Annotated in this window: 15 protein-coding genes, 3 tRNA genes and 1 rRNA gene; 3 read left to right on the top strand and 16 right to left on the bottom strand. The window is 48.2% G+C overall.

The features are described 5' to 3' along the window. Positions 1-69, bottom strand: a 16S ribosomal RNA gene (locus tag C508_RS0105425); the annotation flags it as partial. A gap of 392 nt (positions 70-461) precedes the next feature. Here C508_RS0105425 and C508_RS0105420 point away from each other — a divergent pair. Beyond that, on the top strand, positions 462-1,151 hold the full coding sequence (locus tag C508_RS0105420) for an HAD family hydrolase (protein WP_018702527.1): 690 nt from the start codon (positions 462-464) through the stop codon (positions 1,149-1,151). Positions 1,152-1,431: 280 nt separating this feature from the next. Here the strand turns inward: C508_RS0105420 and C508_RS0105415 are convergent, their stop codons facing one another. The 11 genes from C508_RS0105415 to C508_RS0105365 all read right to left on the bottom strand — a co-directional run bounded on the left by C508_RS0105415 (position 1,432) and on the right by C508_RS0105365 (position 11,047). Beyond that, entirely contained in the window at positions 1,432-2,562 is a 1,131-nt protein-coding gene (locus C508_RS0105415) for a Nif3-like dinuclear metal center hexameric protein (protein WP_018702526.1), read from the bottom strand. Then, on the bottom strand, positions 2,553-3,254 hold the full coding sequence (locus C508_RS0105410) for a tRNA (adenine(22)-N(1))-methyltransferase (protein ID WP_018702525.1): 702 nt from the start codon (positions 3,252-3,254) through the stop codon (positions 2,553-2,555). The genes C508_RS0105415 and C508_RS0105410 overlap by 10 nt, the downstream gene beginning before the upstream one ends. A 70-nt stretch (positions 3,255-3,324) precedes the next feature. Next, positions 3,325-4,800 carry a sodium:solute symporter family protein gene (locus C508_RS0105405; protein WP_018702524.1) on the bottom strand — a complete coding sequence of 492 codons (1,476 nt, stop codon included), beginning with the start codon at positions 4,798-4,800 and terminating at the stop codon, positions 3,325-3,327. Continuing rightward, complete coding sequence (locus C508_RS0105400; protein ID WP_018702523.1) at positions 4,797-5,003, bottom strand: DUF3311 domain-containing protein; 207 nt, start codon at positions 5,001-5,003, stop codon at positions 4,797-4,799. The genes C508_RS0105405 and C508_RS0105400 overlap by 4 nt, the downstream gene beginning before the upstream one ends. A 60-nt stretch (positions 5,004-5,063) precedes the next feature. Further along, positions 5,064-6,230, bottom strand: a complete 1,167-nt coding sequence (locus C508_RS0105395) for a M20 metallopeptidase family protein (RefSeq protein ID WP_018702522.1) — start codon at positions 6,228-6,230, stop codon at positions 5,064-5,066. Positions 6,231-6,580: 350 nt separating this feature from the next. After that, positions 6,581-6,655, bottom strand: a tRNA-Glu gene (locus tag C508_RS0105390). 8 nt (positions 6,656-6,663) lie between these two features. Beyond that, positions 6,664-6,738 (bottom strand) — tRNA-Ile (locus C508_RS0105385). 56 nt (positions 6,739-6,794) lie between these two features. Beyond that, positions 6,795-6,870, bottom strand: a tRNA-Asn gene (locus C508_RS0105380). 61 nt (positions 6,871-6,931) lie between these two features. Continuing rightward, positions 6,932-8,035 (bottom strand): RNA polymerase sigma factor RpoD, encoded by a 1,104-nt coding sequence (gene rpoD / locus C508_RS0105375; protein WP_018702521.1) that lies wholly within the window; start codon positions 8,033-8,035, stop codon positions 6,932-6,934. 39 nt (positions 8,036-8,074) lie between these two features. Further along, a complete protein-coding gene (dnaG, locus tag C508_RS0105370; protein ID WP_018702520.1) occupies positions 8,075-9,865 on the bottom strand; it encodes a DNA primase in 1,791 nt (596 codons plus the stop codon). A 177-nt stretch (positions 9,866-10,042) separates the two neighbouring features. Then, complete coding sequence (locus C508_RS0105365; protein WP_018702519.1) at positions 10,043-11,047, bottom strand: deoxyguanosinetriphosphate triphosphohydrolase; 1,005 nt, start codon at positions 11,045-11,047, stop codon at positions 10,043-10,045. A gap of 88 nt (positions 11,048-11,135) precedes the next feature. Here C508_RS0105365 and C508_RS0105360 point away from each other — a divergent pair, with 88 nt between their 5' ends. Together C508_RS0105360 and C508_RS0105355 are read left to right on the top strand one after the other, a co-directional pair. After that, positions 11,136-11,618: an LptA/OstA family protein gene (locus C508_RS0105360; RefSeq protein ID WP_018702518.1), complete on the top strand. Its 483-nt coding sequence runs from the start codon at positions 11,136-11,138 to the stop codon at positions 11,616-11,618. Positions 11,619-11,866: 248 nt separating this feature from the next. Then, the gene (locus C508_RS0105355) at positions 11,867-12,967 is read left to right on the top strand and encodes a glycerol dehydrogenase (protein WP_018702517.1); all 1,101 of its coding nucleotides are present in this window, start codon (positions 11,867-11,869) and stop codon (positions 12,965-12,967) included. Between the two features lie 68 nt (positions 12,968-13,035). Here the strand turns inward: C508_RS0105355 and glyS are convergent, their stop codons facing one another. The 4 genes from glyS to C508_RS0105330 form a co-directional block, all read right to left on the bottom strand. After that, positions 13,036-15,096, bottom strand: a complete 2,061-nt coding sequence (glyS, locus tag C508_RS0105350; RefSeq protein WP_018702516.1) for a glycine--tRNA ligase subunit beta — start codon at positions 15,094-15,096, stop codon at positions 13,036-13,038. After that, a complete protein-coding gene (glyQ, locus tag C508_RS0105345; protein ID WP_026319374.1) occupies positions 15,089-15,973 on the bottom strand; it encodes a glycine--tRNA ligase subunit alpha in 885 nt (294 codons plus the stop codon). Before glyQ ends, glyS begins: the two co-directional genes overlap by 8 nt. A 370-nt stretch (positions 15,974-16,343) precedes the next feature. Next, entirely contained in the window at positions 16,344-17,102 is a 759-nt protein-coding gene (gene recO, locus C508_RS0105335; protein ID WP_018702514.1) for a DNA repair protein RecO, read from the bottom strand. After that, positions 17,099-18,388: a hemolysin family protein gene (locus C508_RS0105330; RefSeq protein ID WP_245553718.1), complete on the bottom strand. Its 1,290-nt coding sequence runs from the start codon at positions 18,386-18,388 to the stop codon at positions 17,099-17,101. The genes recO and C508_RS0105330 overlap by 4 nt, the downstream gene beginning before the upstream one ends. Between the last annotated feature and the right edge of the window lie 38 nt (positions 18,389-18,426).

The raw sequence follows: 18,426 nt of genomic DNA, 5'->3' as shown, positions 1-18,426 counted from the left end.
CCGTTCGACTTGCATGTGTTAAGCACGCCGCCAGCGTTCGTCCTGAGCCAGGATCAAACTCTCCGATAAAATCGAAGAACTGATGTCAGCTCTTAGTTTAAAAAAGAAATTTTTAATGACTTCCTTCACCTTACAGCGAAGGTCGCCTCGCACATCTGGCTTGTTTGCATCGTTCAGTTTTCAAGGAGCACTTGTGTCGCTTGTGTTTCTCAGCGGCAACGTGGTTTATTATGCCACATTGCTTCTGCCTTGTCAACCGGCTTTTTCATTCGCTGCTTGCGCGGCGTTTGCTGCTGGCTGCTGGGGTGTTCCCCGAAGCGACGAGGGTTAGTATACCATGGCATAAGCAGCCTTGTCAACGCACTTTCTGTTCTTTTCTTTCCGCAGGCAAATTCCTCTTGCCAGTCGGCATACGGTTTGTTATAAAGGAAACAACACACCGTGAAAGAAGGAATAAAACAATGCCTTACTGTTATGCTGTCTGGGATATTGACGGTACTCTGCTGCGATCTGCCAAGGCTGGTCTCTACGCATTTGAAGAAGCCATGCTGCAATTCTTCAACAAAACGACCTCCTTTGATACCATTCCCACTGCAGGACGCACCGACTGGTTTATTGCCAGAACCATCTTTGAACGCTTCGGCTACGCCAATGCTTCCTCCATAGAACGCCAAAACTTTATCGAGCTTTATGAGACGCTGTTGCCAGCCCATTTAAAAGCGCGCCAAGGTTTAGTGCTTCCCGGCGTAAAAGAAGCCTTATCTTGGAGCCAGCAGCAGCCGCAAATCAAAACGCTGCTACTCACTGGCAATACCCGTCAAGGAGCGCTAGCCAAGCTGACTCATTATGGCTTAAAAGATTTCTTTGATTTCGATGCCAGCATCTTCTGCGACTTTGACGAAGAACGCAACGAACTATCCCGCCGTCTTTGGCTGAATCTACAAACCAAGCAAACCTCACTCACCGGACAGCAGATCCTTATTATTGGCGATACTCCTCATGACATCCTTTGCGGCCAAGCCATAGGCGCTCATACTGCTGCTGTTGCCACTGGCCAATATACACTCAAAGATCTGAACGACTTCAACCCTTCTGCCGTCTACCAGCAATTGCCTGAACCGGAAACCCTCTTTGCTTCGCTGCAAAATTAGACGAGAACGGAACGCATAGTAACAGAGCCAGAGTATACGGATTGAACAAGAGTAGGTGGAGTAAAGTGTCCTCCCCCTTGCCCCCCCCTTTCGCGTCTTTCGTGTATTTCGCGGTTCGTTAGCCTGGTATATTAAAAAAGCAATTCCGTTATGCCTTTTGGCAAATGGAATTGCTTTTTCTTTACTATACATTTCACAAAACACAACAAAAGTATTCGGAATCTCACAACCTTAGTTTTTTCCTCCGGTCACTCCGGTTCTCTTGTTCGTTCCCCGGTTTTTACTCACCGCAAGGTTCCCATGAAAATACATCACGTTCCGACTGAGCTGCTATTACTTCCACATTCCATTTCCCGACCACAGACTGCTCTTGCAGATACTGCGCCACTTTCCCTACCATCAACTTTTCCGTCCCAAAATGCCCTGCATCAAGTAACGCCAAATCGCTATTTTGCGCCTGCTGTGCTTCATGATACTTTATATCCCCGGTTATCAGCACATCCGCACCGCGAAAAGCCGCCTTGCTGATTAAGCTGGCGCCAGCTCCGCCGCAAACGGCTGCCTTGCGGATGATCCTTTGCGAATCCCCTACCGCCCTAACGCCCGGCAAATCGAGGTTTTTTGCCACATTCCTCGCCAGCTCCGCCAGCGTCATTTCCCGTGACAGTAAACCGATGCGGCCTAAACCGCCTTCCCGACGTTCATTGGCCAGGGGATACAAGTCATAGGCAACTTCTTCATAAGGATGGCTTCGCAGCATAGCCCGCAACACCCTCCCGGATATACGCTGCGGCAAAATCGTTTCCAAGCGGATCTCCGGCGTTCTTTCTAGGCGCCCCAGTTTTCCTTTATAAGGATTGGTTCCCTCCAGAGGCAAAAATGTTCCTTCACCAGCGCTTTGAAAGCTGCAGTGGCTATAACGGCCAATATGGCCCGCTCCAGCGCGGGCAAGGGCTTCTCTCACCGCCTCCACCGCCTCTTCCGGCACAAAGACGACTAATTTAAGAAGCTTTTCTTCTGGTCCGGCCTGTAAAACATCCACGTTCTGCAATTCCAGCGCTTCCGCCAGCCAGTCGTTTAAGCCGCCGTCGGCGTAATCGAGATTGGTATGGGCTGCAATCAGAGCCACATTGTCCCGCAAAAATTGCTGCAGTAAATTTCCCGGAAAGCGATCGGTATGAATCTGCTCCAACGGTTTAAAAATAAACGGATGATGCGCTACAATCAAGTCTGCCTGAACCTCTTTTGCTTCCGCCGCCACGGCTTCAGTTACATCCAAGGCTACCAAAATACGACGAATCTCTTGCGCCCCTTGCCCTAGCTGCAAACCGACGCGATCCCATTCTTCCGCTAAGCGGCGCGGCGCCAATTGCTCCAGCGCCTCCAATATTACCTGCAGTTTCACAGACATTTTCTTTTCGCCTCCATCGCTGCAATTCGTCCGCAAAGATCCTGATAACGCTGTGTATTGACAGCAGCCTTGCTTTTTGTCATCTCCGCGGCCACGCTACGGGCATGCTCAAGGCGTTCATCCAAAAGCCTGGCCAACAGCGGATGGCGGTTTTGCCATAACAGCGGCCCGATATCAAATAAAATATCTTCTTCTGGTTTCACCGATCGTCCCGGCTCCGCTACTAAAAACTCATAAAGCCGCCCTTCTTCTTCTAGCAACTCTTCCTTTATTACGATGAAATTATGATCCCCTAGCCAGCGGCGCAACGCGCCCGAACCGATCATAGGCTGTAAAATCAGCCGTTTAGCTCCTGCTACCACTTTCGGCTGCGCCTCAAAAATCTGAATCATGGTAACAGCCCCCATGCCAGCCAAGATCAATAAGTCCGCTTCCTCTGGCTGCAGCACCGCTAAGCCATTGCCATGGCGCACCGAAATAGCTTCTGCAAGCCCGGCTTCCGCAACCGCCTCGCGAGCCGTTTCAAAAGGGCCTTTATGTACATCGCCAGCTATGGCGCGTAAACACCGTCCTGTACCAACAAGATATAAAGGTAATAACGCATGATCCGTACCAATATCCGCAGGGACGCTGCCTGCGGTAACTTCCTCCGCCAGCGCCTGCAGCCGTTTACTCAAAATAGGAATGTTCATGATCTTCCTCCTAAATAATAAACCCGCAGTCTTTAGACTGCGGGTTTATTATATCACGCCCTACTTATAATCAGGAAACCTTTTCCGTTTCCACAGACGGCATCTGTGACTTCATGCGGTACACAACTTCATTGACGACAACATAAATAAACGTATTGATTGTCAGCGCCACAAAACCCGCATTCAAGTGAATGCTTCCTAACGTAAAGGGATCCATTTTGTTTAAAATCAAGGTAAATACCAGTAGTTCGCCGATTAGCAAGCCGGCAATAGCGCCTTCCTTCGAAGCCTTGCGCCAGAACAAGCCTAAAACAATCATCGGGAAAAATTGCGTTACTCCCGAATAGCCGGTCAAAAGTAAATTGACCAACATGTTCGGCAAGAAAATAGCCAGTAACAATGCAATTCCCGTAAGAAGCAGAACCACCAAGCGCGCCACGCGCCCAATCTCATTAGGGCTCATGTCTTTACCTGCTGTCTTGCCGTAAATATTGCGTGAAACGAGCATAGAAGTGGAAAGAATCAAATCTGCCGCCGGTATCATGCAAGCCAACGCGCCTGCGCCGCCTACAAGTCCTAGTACCCAGCCAGGGAACAAATTTTGTACCACCGCCATAAACGCCATATCTGGAACCTTTAATGCCGGTTCCAATACCAATAAGGCCGTAAAACCTACAAGCATGGGAAACAAAAGACAATATTGATATAAAGGTAAATATACCGCATTGTGACGAAGGACTTCCGGCGATCTCGCACTAAAAGTATTGGCGGAAAAATGAGGCCACATGTAAAAGCCCAAGCTAGTAACTACCAACGTCGACATAGCCCAAGTCACGTCAAGATTAGGCGTTCCTCCCGGCAAGGCTAAAAAACCGGGCTTCGCAGTATCCAAAGCTTCAAACATGCCGCCGACACTTCCAAAATAATGGTAGGGTAAGTACAAACCGAAAAAGACAACCGCCACCATCATAATGGTATCCTTAATAACGGCGGTAGAGGCAACCCCTTTCAAGCCGCTTACATATACAAACGTCGCAACAAGAGAAAAAGCAATCAACATAGCTGGGATCCGGGTGATCTGTCCATAAGAACAAGTTTCAATAATAAGTCCTAAACCAGTCAGCTGTAATTGCAAATAAGGCAGCAAAAAGGCGACTCCCACTAGTGCAGTCCCAAAAGCCAGCTTTTCACTTTTGTATAAATGCGCGATCAAATCCGGCTGAGTCAATAATTTATTGGCATGACCGACTTCGCAAATTTTAGGCAGCACATGGTAGCCAACCACATAGGCCAAGCCGCCATAACCTAAGATGTAGAAAATTGGACCGCCTTTAGCATAAGCCCAACCGCTGGCCCCTAAAAAAGCGAAGGCCGTATAAATTTCTCCAGCCAGTACAAACCAATTCAGCCAACGCCCGAAATTACGTCCGCCAACCGCCCAGCCTTCAAGGTCCAGCTTATTCTTCATACCGGGAACCATGCCGATGATAAAAACCAACCCCAACATAACGGCAATCACCACTAAAGAAGTGACTTCGTTGGTCATCGCAGATTCCCCCTTTCTTCTCTTCCTTTATCAAGCTGATACAAAACACTGAGGCAGAGAAATGCGATAAACACACCGGCAACGAGCCAAAAAGCCAAGAAAGGCAGCCCCATTACCAAAGGTTTAACCCGATTCGCAAAAGGCAAAAAAGCAATAGTCCAGACAAACGGAATAAGGGTCAGCAGTACTCTAAGCCATTTCATAGACATTCCCCTTTCATGCATACAGGCTTATATCATAAACAGAGCGCTTCTCTGTTGTATTTATTTTTTCCCTAGTTTCCAAATTGTCCGCAACATAATTTCTACGCCTTTAGGCAGCACTTCTTCGTCTAAATCAAAGCGAGGATGATGATGCGGGTATATGCTGCCTGCAGCCTCATTACCAATTCCAAGGAAGAAGAAGGCGCCCTTTGTTTTCTCAAGATAATGCGAAAAGTCTTCCGCTCCCAACACAGGCGGCATATCAAAGAGGCCTTCTGCTCCAAGAGTTTCTTGGGAAGCTTCCGCCACAACGCCTGCAACCTCTGGATTGTTAATCACCGGCGGATAGCCTTTAATAATCTCAACTTTGCATTGCGCCCCCATCGTATTGGCAATGCCGTTGCTCATCCGCCGAATATGTTCATGAATCGCATGTCTCAATTCATCGTCAAAGGTGCGCACGGTTCCTTTAATAAGCGCCGTATCGGGAATTATATTGAAAGCATCGCCCGATTTAAAGATGCCTACCGAAACAACGCCATGTTCCATCGGATTGATTAGACTGGAAGTGATAGTCTTTAAAGCGTTGATAATCTGTGCGCCAATCCAGATCGGATCTACCGTTTGCTGCGGCAGCGATCCATGACCGCCGCGGCCTTGGATCTCAATAGAAAATTCATCCGGCGCCGCCATCATCGCCTCTGGTAAAACAAGCACCTTTCCGCTAGGAACATCTTTCCAGACATGCGTTCCCAATACATAATCTACGCCCTCTAGAGCGCCTGCCTCAATCATAGGCGCGGCTCCCCCCGGCAGCTGTTCTTCACTAGGCTGAAACAAAAGCCGTACTGTTCCGGATAGTTCCCCCCGCAATCCTACCAGCGTTTTCGCCAAACCTAACAGCATAGCCATGTGTCCGTCGTGACCACACGCATGACTAACGCCTGGTTTTGTGGAGCGATACGGCTTATCCAGCTCGTCCTGCAATAGCAGCGCATCCATGTCCGCACGCACGGCAATGGTTTTACCAGGTAAAGCTCCTTTTATATCCGCAACAATTCCAGTTCCAGCTGCTTTCTTAGGCTGCAATCCCCATTCCATCAACAAAGCCATTATTTTTTTCTGGGTTTCAAATTCTTTGCAGCTCAATTCCGGATTTTTCCGAAATTCACGACGCCATGCAATAATCTCATCTTTTTGGTTCAATACAACCGCTTTAAAATCCATTTTTCATCCACTCCTCGAAAATACGCTTTCTGCACAGACATGTTTTGAAAAATAGTTTCATTCAATAGTATAATCAGGCAAAAGAACGCAATAAATATAAACAAAGTATACTAGAAATGAACTTTCGCCACAATGCGCATTCTCTTCCTTAATTCTTACCAAAGCGGTGTACATCGGTTGCCACCAGCGGGAATAGGCTTTTTTGTCTTGTTCCCTCAAAAATACTTAAAGATCCGCTGATTTAAGAACGGCTCCAGCAAGCAAGGTCTTACATGATAAAACACAAAGGCGCGCTTTCTCTGCAAGAAAAAACGCGCCTTTGTGTTTTATCGAAGTTACCTTATGCAATTTGGTGACCCGTAAGGGAATCGAACCCTTGTTCCCGCCGTGAAAGGGCGGTGTCTTAACCGCTTGACCAACGGGCCATTTCTAGTGGTGGGCCCACCTGGGATCGAACCAGGGACCGGCCGGTTATGAGCCGGCTGCTCTACCGCTGAGCTATAGGCCCTAATGAAGGAGAAAACAGGTTTTCCCGAAAGAGAAAGCCTGTTCATTATACGAAAATGGCTCCTCGAGTAGGACTCGAACCTACAACCCCGCGGTTAACAGCCGCGTGCTCTACCGATTGAGCTATCGAGGAATGCTGTCGACGTAACACATTATAATTCAGGAAGCCCTGTCTGTCAAGGGCCTAACCAGCTTTACTCCAGAAAATCCTTCAGCTTCTTGCTCCGGCTGGGATGACGAAGTTTCCGCAATGCTTTCGCTTCGATTTGGCGAATTCGTTCACGAGTAACGCCAAAATGCTGCCCAACCTCTTCCAAGGTGCGAGCTCGGCCATCATCAAGCCCAAAACGAAGACGCAATACCTTCTCTTCTCGCGGCGTCAATGTTTCCAAAACTTCTTCCAGCTGTTCCTTTAGAAGCATAAATGATGCTGCTTCAGCAGGCGCCGGAGCGTCCTGGTCTTCGATAAAGTCTCCCAAATGAGAGTCTTCCTCTTCCCCGATCGGCGTTTCCAACGAAACAGGTTCTTGGGCTATTTTCATAATTTCCCGTACCCGTTCTACGCTGATTTCCATTTCCTTGGCAATCTCTTCCGGCAACGGTTCCCGTCCCAGATCCTGCAACAAGTGCCGCGACACGCGAATCAGCTTGTTAATGGTTTCCACCATATGCACGGGAATACGAATAGTACGAGCCTGGTCTGCAATCGCCCGAGTAATAGCTTGGCGAATCCACCATGTCGCATAGGTGCTGAATTTATAGCCTTTATTATAGTCGAATTTCTCGACCGCTTTGATAAGTCCCAAATTGCCTTCTTGGATCAAATCCAAAAACAACATGCCTCTGCCGACATAACGCTTGGCAATACTGACTACAAGACGCAAATTGGCTTCGGCTAAACGCCGCTTTGCCTCTTCGTCACCTTGTTCCATCCGCTTGGCCAAAGCAATCTCATCATCTGCCGTCAACAGCGGCACCCGGCCAATCTCTTTTAAATACATGCGGACCGGATCGTCAATACTGATTCCCTCCGGAATAGACAAATCAATGTCTACTTCCTCATGCTGCTCATTATTAGCATCTGCGTCTTCAATAATTTCAACTTCCGCTATTTCATCGACAATCTCGATGCCTTTGTTGGAGAAAGACTCATACATATCGTCCATTTCGTCAGCCGAAAGCTCTTCATTTTGCAAGCTGTCCATAATTTCTCCATACGACAGGACGCCGCCTCGTTTTTCGCCTCGCTCCAACAACGAATCCATTTGTACTTCTGGACGTACTTTTTTCTCTGTCATTGCCTTGTCTCCCTCCTCCCACACAAATCATCGGTTTGATTATCGTGTGAACGCATTTGCATGCAATTGATCAATCTCATGTTTAATTCGCTGACTTTCTGCTAATTCCTGCAAAAAGCGGCTATCCCCCAAACGTTCTAATTCATCAGCCCTCAGGCGATGTTGCTCATACCTGCGGCGCAAGGCCGCAATATGCATGGTACGGATGCAATCGTCGACAAAAGCAATTCTATCTCCTTCCGGCAAAGGCTGTAAGGCAATCCCGGAAATAAAGCTTTGTTGCTTCTCCTGCAGCGAATGAAGCCAGCGTTGCAGACTTCCCTCGCCTTGTCGTTGCTGCATATATAGAGCGGAAAACAATTCCCGACATACAGGATCTACTAGATCTTCCTCAGGTAGTTGCGCTTCTACATAGGAAATCAGCGCTTCTTCTTCCAAAATAAACCGTAACAACAATCGCAAGGCCTCTTGCTCCGCATTTCGGTTTTGTTTGTTAACTACAATGGGCCTTCCCATTCTTCCTGAGGTATTGCCAGCGCTTTTTTTCACTTCCGCCCGAATAGCGGTTTCATCAATCTCCAGCATCTCCGCCATTTTGCGAATGTATGCGTCTGCTTCGACTGCGCTGTCCGCGCTGGCCAGCAGCGAAGCCATTTCAGAGACTACAGCCACCTTGCCCGCCAATGATCCTATATCTTGTTTACGAAGCGCATAACGAAGATGAAATTCCAGAAGCGGCAGAGCATCCTGCAGCAGTTGTTTAAATTCATCAGCGCCATGTCGCCGTAAAAACTCGTCAGGATCTTTGCCGTCAGGCACAGCAACTACTTTCAAAACCGCGCCGCAGTCCTTAACCGTATGCAACGCGCGCAAAATCGCTTCTTGTCCAGCGTTATCGCTGTCATACGCAAAAAGCATTTCTGTCGCTACTCTAGCTAATTGCTTAGCCTGCTGCGGGGTAAACGCAGTTCCCAGCGAAGCCACTACTTGCGAAAAGCCAGCCTGGTGCGCTGCAATTGCGTCCATATATCCTTCGACAACCACTGCCTGTTTTCCTTGCTTAATTGTAGGCACTGCCAAATGATATGCATATAAGACATGGCGTTTATTAAATAATGTCGTTTCAGGAGAATTTAAATATTTCGGATGGCTATCATCCAAAACCCGACCGCCAAAACCAATCACACGACCTTGATAATCCCAAATGGGGAACATCAATCGATTACGGAAACGATCATAGAGTCCGCCTCGAGATCGCTCCTGAGCCAACCCGGCTTCCAGCAAGGAAGCTTCCGTAATCCCCCGACGCGTAAGAGCGCTAACAAGCTTGTCCCATTGCGGCGGTGCAAAACCCAGTTGAAACTTTTCTATTGTTTCATCCGTAATACCCCGTCGCTTTAAATATTCGCGCGCATCTTTGCCATAATTGGTCTTGGTTAGGCAAGAGTGGAAAAAATCTCGCGCTAACATATTGACCTGGAACTGCGTTTGCCGCGCTTTCTCTCGTTCCAGCTCTTGCGGCGAACGTTCCTGCTCCGGCATTGGTATGTGCAGCTTTTCGGCCAATAATTTCACAGCTTCCGGAAATGTAATGTTTTCCACTTTCATTAAAAACTGAAAAACATCTCCGCCAGACTGACAGCCAAAGCAGAAAAAAAATCCTTTATCTTCGGACACTGAAAAAGAAGGAGTTTTTTCCTGATGAAACGGGCAGCACCCCCAGTGGTTACGCCCTTTTCGTTTCAGCGGCACATAATCAGAGACAACACTGACGATGTTGCTTTCCGAGCGCAGCCGTTCCAAAAAGCCTTCCCGTACAGCATCCCTCATGAATTCTCACTACCTATTTCTTAATTTTTCTTTAAAATACCGGTCATCCATGCCGGTTTGTTAGTATTCTACATCTCCAACCATATTCCTGCAGAAAAGATACAATCCTAAAAAAACAGTTTTTTCTTTCGATTCAAACAGTACCTTGCAGCAAACCACACATATTGTACTTATTCTTTATCTGCTATAGCCATGTCCCCAACGGACCGGAATAAAAAATCGTTCAAACAGATGAATTGCGTACTGATCCGTCAAGCCGGCAATGTAATCTACCACCGTAGTTTCTCGGCCCCACTGCGCCTCTCTTTCCTGGAATTCCAGAGGCAGCTGCTCTGGATGTTTCAAAAAAAAGGCAAAGAGATTTTGGATGACATACTGGCCTTTTTGTCTCTCCTCTTCTAATGGAGAAGCCCGATAAATTCGCGCAAACATAAACGCTCGAAACTCATCCATAGCCTGCTGAACTGTTGGAGAAAAGCCAATTTCCCCCTTGCTTTGAGACTGCTCAATCATATCGCTCACCATAACAGTAATCATATCTGATGTCTTAGTTCCCAAATGCGTTTTTACAAAATCAGGCAAGTCCTGAGGCTGCAGCATGCCAGCCCGAATGCCGTCATCATAGTCGTGACATAAATATGCCACCCGATCGCCTCGCCGTACAATGCCGCCTTCTAGCGTCAAAGGTTCTTCAACGCCGGTATGATGCAAAATCCCGTCACGAACTTCTCTTGTCAAATTCAATCCTTGTCCATTTCGCTCTAAATAATCTACGACACGCAAGCTTTGCTCGTTATGACGAAAATGTCCAACAAGCTGGCACAGCGCCTCTTCACCGGCGTGACCAAAAGGCGTATGTCCTACATCATGACCTAAGGCAATCGCCTCCACCAAATCTTCATTTAGCGCAAGCCCTCTGGCAATTGTTCGGGAAATCTGCGCTACTTCCAGGCTATGAGTCATTCGCATGCGGTAGTGGTCTTCCGGTGCAATATAAACCTGCGTCTTGTGCTTCAAGCGGCGAAACGATTTACTATGAATAATTCGATCTCGATCTCGCTGAAAAGCGGTGCGAATCGGACACTCCTCTTCCGGACGCTGCCGAGTCGCTTTCTGGCTGTAACTTGCATGAGACGCCAATATCTTTTGTTCTAATTCTTCACTGCGCTCGCGAAGCTTCATCACGCCATTCCCTCCATCGTCCTTCCTCTTGTGCTATAATAAAGGAAACTAAGCTTCTATTTGTAAAATAGGAAAGGAAGGTTATACTATGAAATCAACACACATTTGGGCAAGTATTTTTGCTTGCTTTCTGTTTCTTGCTTCGCTAGCTCCGGTCGCATCGGCAGCAGTTCCTGTCATTCAAGCCGATCAGCAATATTTCGATATCAAAAGCGGCCTGCATGTCTTAAAAGGAAATGTGACAATCAGCCATAACGGGCGTGTTGTCACCGCTGGCGAGGCGCGAACCAATATGTTGGAAGTCTGGGCTTCCGACAATGTCACCTTCACGCAAGATGACATTTCTTTCCGTGGCGACTCCGTCTATGTCAACATTCCAAACAACACGGCAAAAATCACTGGCAACGTCAGCTACAGCGATAATGGCACACGTATTCAATCACAACAAGTAGAATATGATTGGAGCTCTAAAATTGCCACGTTTACCGGTCAAATCACGCTAACACAAAATGGTGCGACTTCCTCTCATGAACAGTTACGTTACCATGTAATCGATCATACGTTGCTTTAAGCAAGGTTCTGGCTAATTCATTGTAGAGTTTTCCCTTAAATACCTCACCTCTTATTAATTACGCGCCCCTTCGTTAATTCCCTGCTATTCTACAAAAAGAGACCAAAAAGATGGTCTCTTTTTCTTTTACTCGCAACACAAGAAAAGACTGAGATAGAACAAAATACCACCAAGGACAACTCTTAAAAAAAGTGAATTTTTGAACTAATAGCTTGTTTTACTTTTCAGATTAAGAGGAGGTCGTAGTTGTGAACAAAGTAATGATTTCTCCTGGCCGTTATGTCCAAGGCAGCGGCGCCATTGCTCAATTGGGACAACATGTAAAATTGCTGGGTTCCAGCGCTATGGTTATCGGCGGAAAAAGGGGTCTCGCCAGCGTGCAAGATGCGGTAACGGCTAGCTTTAAAAAGGAAAACCTTGCTTGTCACTTCGAGGTATTTCAAGGCGAATGTTCTCGTAGCGAAATTGAACGTTTAGGATCTATCGCAAAAAAACAAAAGGCAAATGTGATTATCGGTATTGGCGGCGGCAAAGCACTGGATACCGCGAAGGCAGTTGGCCATCATCTAAGCTTCCCTACAGCCATCGTCCCTACTATTGCCGCCACAGACGCTCCTTGCAGCGCATTATCCGTCATTTATACGCCGGATGGAACTTTTGAATCCTATTTGGTATTACCCAAAAATCCTGATTTGGTTCTCGTCGACACTGCCGTAATTGCCAAGTCTCCTGTACGCCTTTTGGTTTCCGGCATGGGAGATGCTCTGGCTACCTGGTTTGAAGCGGATGCCTGCTCCCAAGCTTTGGCCGGAAACCTGCCAGGAGGGCGCACAACCACCGCGGCCTTGCAACTGGCGCGCCTATGCTACGATCTGCTGCTGCAATTCGGTTATCAGGCTAAAACCGCTGTCGAATGCAGCGTAGCCACGGAAGCGTTGGAAAAAGTCGTAGAAGCCAATACCCTCCTTAGCGGGCTAGGCTTTGAAAGTTCCGGCCTGGCTGCAGCACATGCCATCCACAATGGCTTCACGGTACTCGAAGAAACTCACCACTCCTATCATGGCGAAAAAGTAGCTTTCGGTACCTTGGTACAGTTAGTTCTAGAAAACCGTTCCCGCGAAGAGTTAAACGAAGTCATAAGCTTTTGTTTAAACGTAGGCCTGCCAATAACCCTTGCCGACATCGGCGTCACTTCACTCAATGCGGAACAGCTGATGCAAGTAGCGCAAACCGCTTGCGCTGAAGGAGAAACTATCCACAATGAACCGTTCCCTGTCACGCCGGAGGCTGTCTACGCCGCCATCTTAACGGCAGACGCCTTAGGCCGCAAAGTAAAAGGTCTTTCCTAAAATAAAGCTCAAAAAATCCTGGGCTCTCTTAGAGCCCAGGATTTTTCATTGGAGTACCAAACTGCTTTTTAAGCGATGATTATTTTTCCTAAATCACCAAAACCGGAAGCAAGTGAAACAATCTGTTTCAACAAAGCTAAGCGATTTGTTTTTATTTCCTCATCCGGATCCATAACCATTACCGCTTCAAAGAAAGCATGAATCGGCTCAGCTAAGGTCGTCAATTCCACAATCAGTTGTGCGTAGTCCCGCTGCTGAGAACTGGCGGCAACTCCTGCAGCCGCCTTTTGGTAGGCAGCATACAATATTTTTTCCTCATCTGCCGCAAAAGAGGTTTCTTTAATTTCGTCTCTCGTCGCATGTTTTACCAAATTAGCCGCACGAGTTAAAGCCTGTACCGCTTTCTTCAGAGAATCTTCCTCTGCAGCAACCAAAGCCTGCGCTTTTAACCAAGATTCATAGAGAACATCGGTATCGCCTTCCAAAATGGCATCAACTATATCATAACGCACATTCTGCTCTAATAACAAATTTTTCAATCGCAACCGGAAAAATTCAGCCACCTCTTGCTGCAACTTTTCCTGCACTTCAGCATCGGTCAACTTTAATTGCTCCAATGCATATTGAACCATAGCCCGCAAGGAAAATGCATACGGAGCTGCCAAGATTGTACTGAGAATGCCCTGGGCTTGGCGCCGCAAAGCGTAGGGATCTTGTGAACCTGTAGGAATCAAACCACGGCTGAAGGTAGCCACAATATTATCCAGCTTATCCGCAATGCTGACCAGACGGCCCGGCATTCCCTGCGGTAGCTCATCGCCGGCAAAGCGCGGCAAATAATGCTCATAAATGCCTTCCGCTACAGCGGCATCTTCGCCGTTAAGCTTAGCATATTCCCGGCCCATGATGCCTTGCAGTTCCGTAAACTCGCAAACCATCCCAGTTACCAAATCAGCTTTGGCCAAATAGGCTGTCCGCTCCACTTGCTTCAGAGTCGCCGCGTCCGCTTGCAGAACCTTCCCTAACTGCAGCGCTGCCGCCTGCACCCGAAGCACCTTATCATGCATCGTTCCCAGGCCGTCTTGGAACACAATGGTTTTCAAACGTTCCACGCGCTGCTCCAACGTCCCTTTCTGGTCTTCCATGTAGAAGAAGCGAGCATCTGCCAACCGAGCGCGCAGCACCCGTTCGTTACCATGACGAACAATATCCAAATGTTCTTTGCCGCCATTGCGAACCGTAATAAACAAGGGCAACAGCTTACCGGCCTGATCTAAAACCGGGAAATAACGCTGATGTTCTTTCATCGGAGTAATAACCGCCTCTTGCGGCAGCTCCAGATACTCTTCTTCAAAACGTCCGCATAAGGCAGTAGGATATTCGACCAAATGAACGACTTCTTCCAATAATTCCTCGTCCATGGCTACCACGCCGTTCTGTTCGCGAGCCGTTTCCTCCAACTGTTGCCGAATGATGCTGCGGCGCTTTTCCGGATCCGCCAAGACAAAATTACAGCTAAGAGATTCTTCATAAGCGGCTGCTTCGGCAATGGTAATTTCCTTTGCTCCTAAAAAGCGATGTCCCCGGGACACGCGACCACTGACCACGCCTGTCACTTCCAGAGGCACAATGTCCGATCCGTACAAGGCCACCAGCCAGCGAATCGGACGAACAAAGCGCATCTCCAAATCGCCCCAGTGCATGTTTTTAGGAAAATTAAGCTTATGCAGCATTTCCAACAACAAGTCCGGCAACAGCTCCGCCGTGGCCTTGCCTTGTTCATGAATCTGCGCATACACATAGCCGTCTTTCTCGACCAAATCATTTACATCGACCCCTTGGCCTCTGGCAAAACCTTGAGCCGCTTTCGTCGGTTTTCCTTCCGTGTCAAACGCAATCCGCACTGACGGTCCTTTATTTTCACTTTCACGGTCTTCTTGCTGTTCTGTCAGATTGCGAACCAACACCGCCATCCTCCGGGGAGTACCGAACACTTGGACATCTCCATGATCCAGGCGCAGCTCTTGTAATCGCTGGCGGCTGTAGTCGTTCAACTGCTGCAGAATGCCCTTCATAAAACGCGCCGGAATTTCTTCCGTGCCGATTTCAAATAGTAAATCCTTAGCCATGCTGACAATCTCCTTTCAACAACGGATAGCCAAGAGCTTCACGCTGCTCCAAATATCCTTGGGCGCACAAGCGGGCCATATTACGCACACGGCCAATAAAGGCGGTTCTCTCGCTTACGCTGATGGCGCCTCTAGCGTCTAGCAAATTGAAAGTATGCGAGCATTTCAGCACATAATCATACGCTGGCAGCACGAATCCTGCTTCCAGCACCCGTACAGCTTCTTTCTCATACAGATCGAACAAATGGAAGAGCAGCGCCGTATCCGCTAATTCAAAATTGTAATGTGACTGCTCCACTTCGTTGCGATGGAACACATCTCCATAGGAAACTCCTTCCACCCAAGTCAAATCATAGACATTTTCCACGCCCTGGATATACATGGCCAGACGTTCTAAACCATAAGTGATTTCCACAGAAACCGGTTTAACGTCAATACTGCCAACCTGTTGGAAATACGTAAACTGCGTAATTTCCATGCCGTCCAGCCAGACTTCCCAGCCCAAGCCCCAGGCGCCCAAGGTGGGAGACTCCCAGTTGTCTTCTACGAAACGGATATCATGCTTTTCCGGTTCAATCCCTAATTGCGCCAAACTTTCCAAGTACAACTCCTGAATATTGGCTGGCGATGGTTTAATAATCACCTGAAACTGGTGATGCTGGAACAGACGATTAGGGTTATCTCCGTACCGTCCGTCAGCGGGACGACGCGAAGGCTCCACATAGGCCACCTTCCAGGGTTCCGGGCCGAGCGCTCTCAAAAAAGTTGCCGGGTTCATCGTTCCCGCGCCCTTCTCCACGTCATAAGGTTGTTGCAAAATGCAATTTTGTTTGGCCCAAAAATTTTGCAGTGTCAGGATGATTTCCTGAAAAGTCATAGCCATTGCCATTTCCTCCTCCATTTTCTCTTGCGCTTGCCGAAACGCCAGCCTCTAAAAAACAAAAAAGCTCTCGTCCCTGCATCGCTTTCGCAATACAGGGACGGGAGCTTATCCCGCGGTTCCACCCTGCTTGGCTGTCTAACAGCCCGCCTTCGTTGTCCGGGCTTTACTATCTGCAAAAATCAATTCTTGCAAAGTTCCTCCCGTAGCTCCAGAACGCCTTCTTCCTCTCAAGAAACCTTGGTTTCCCAGCCAGGCTTTCACCATCCCTGACTCGCTGCTTGAGAAATACTACTTTCCTTCTTCGCCTATCTTAAATTGTGGCTTTAGGATACCACAAAACACTCTTCCATGCAAGAACGACCGCCTAAGCATTCCCTAATGCCGCAACTTGCCGAATGAACGCTGTAGACCGTAAAGGCCGCTCAATATGATGCTCCACATAGGATAAAAGCAAGGCCTCTAGCATAAGCAAAGCTTCCCGAGAAACTAAAAAGCCTTCCATTTGCTCCCACTGCAAATGCAAAAACCGCTGCAACAATTCGGCGGCTCCTTCAGAAAATAAGTTTTCTTCGTTAAAATTCTCCTGGCATTGGCGACAAACAACGCCGCCAGCTGCCAAATCGAATCCCGCCGGCCAGACCAGTTTTTCACCGCACTGCTGACAGACTTCACAAGCAGGTTCCAGTCCTGCCAACGCAAACAGTTGCCATGAAGCAGCCAGCGTCACCAAACGAGGATTTCGTTCCTCCATGACGTGCAACACTCGCAAAAGCCATTCATAAATTTCCGGCTCCGCCTGCCGTTCCGGGCACAGTTCGGTAATCAACTCCGCCAAAAAGCCGGTATAGGCCATGCGATTCAAATCTTCTCGCAACCCTTGAAAGGAATGAATCATTTCGCAACCCTTGACCGCCTCTACCTGTTTGCCTGCCAGTAAAGCCAGCTGCGCTTGCACAAAAGGCTGTAAGCCTCCTGCCAGTTGACTTCTAGGACGTCGCGCTCCATAGGCAATCGCCGTGATCAGTCCGTGCTCCTTAGAAAAGACCCGCACAAGCCGGTCCGCCTCCCCCCAATTGCGCACAGTCAACACAACCGCCTCTACTTGATACCGTCCCGTTGTCATTCTTCTTGCTCCTTTTCCGGCAAATTCGGCAAAGGCACCGCCCTCACCCGGGTAATACGAAAGCCGGTGACTCGCAGCACCGTAAACTGGTAGGAATCAATAGACACACTGTCGCCAATTTCCGGGCGGCGTCCCAGCTTGCCAAAGATATACCCGCCCAGCGTATCTTCTTCATGTTCGTCTTGACGTAAATTCAATAAGGAAAAGACCTCATCCAGCAATACCAGCCCATCGAATTCAAAAGACCCGTCCAAGCCCCGCTGAACTTCTCGCTCCAGCACTTCATCATGTTCATCCTGTATTTCCCCGACGATCTCTTCAATCACGTCTTCTAGAGAAACAAGGCCGGCGGTGCCGCCATATTCGTCAATGACCACTGCCATGTGAATGCGCCTGCGCCGCATGAGCTGCAATAGTTTAGCTACAGAAATGCTTTCCGGCACCACCAAAATTTCCCTCATCAACCGCTTTATATCCCCCAGCGGCGTTGTCTCGAACTCGTTATACATTAAATCCCGCAAATGAATCATGCCAATCACATGATCCTTATCCCGCAAACACAAAGGATAGCGAGTATGATTGCTTTCTTTCACTACCTGAAGATTCTCTTCATACGATTTTTCCATGAAAAGACACACCATATCTTGTCTCGGCACCATGACTTCCCTGGCAATGCGGTCTGCAAAATCGAATACATTATCGATCAGCTCGCTCTCCATGGGGTCCAATACGCCTCCGCGACGACTGGCGCTAACCAACATCCGCAATTCTTCTTCCGAATGAGCCAGCTCGCTTTCACTGGCGCGCTTAATGCCAAGATGGCGCAAGAAGAAAGCGGCCGTATGATCAAACAGCGTAATAACAGGATAACCAACCTTATGAAACAGATAAAGCGGCCGTGACACCAACAGCGCCATTTTTTCCGTCTGTTGAATAGCCAATGATTTAGGAATAAGTTCCCCCAACACAACATGCATCAAGGTGATTAAAGTAAAACCAACAACAATACTAATACTCTGCACCAACAACATGCTATTAGGCGCTACAAAACGCAACGCAGGTTCCAGCAAGGAAGCAATCGCCGGTTCTCCCAGCCAGCCCAAAGCCAACGACGCCAAGGTTACGCCCAATTGAATAGCGCTCAGATACGTATCGATCGCCATAACAATGCGCTGGGTCAGCTTAGCGCGAAGATTCCCTTGATGAATCAATTCCTCCAGCCTTGTTTTGCGCACTCGCACTAAAGAAAATTCGGCCACAACAAAAAAGCCGTTAATAGCAACCAAACATAAGGCAGCCACTACCTTTGCCAAACTATATAGAG

Source organism: Anaeromusa acidaminophila DSM 3853 (assembly GCF_000374545.1).
Taxonomy (GTDB): domain Bacteria; phylum Bacillota; class Negativicutes; order Anaeromusales; family Anaeromusaceae; genus Anaeromusa; species Anaeromusa acidaminophila.
The sequence above is the reverse complement of the archived record's forward strand: the minus strand, read 5'-3'. Positions and strand labels throughout refer to the sequence as shown.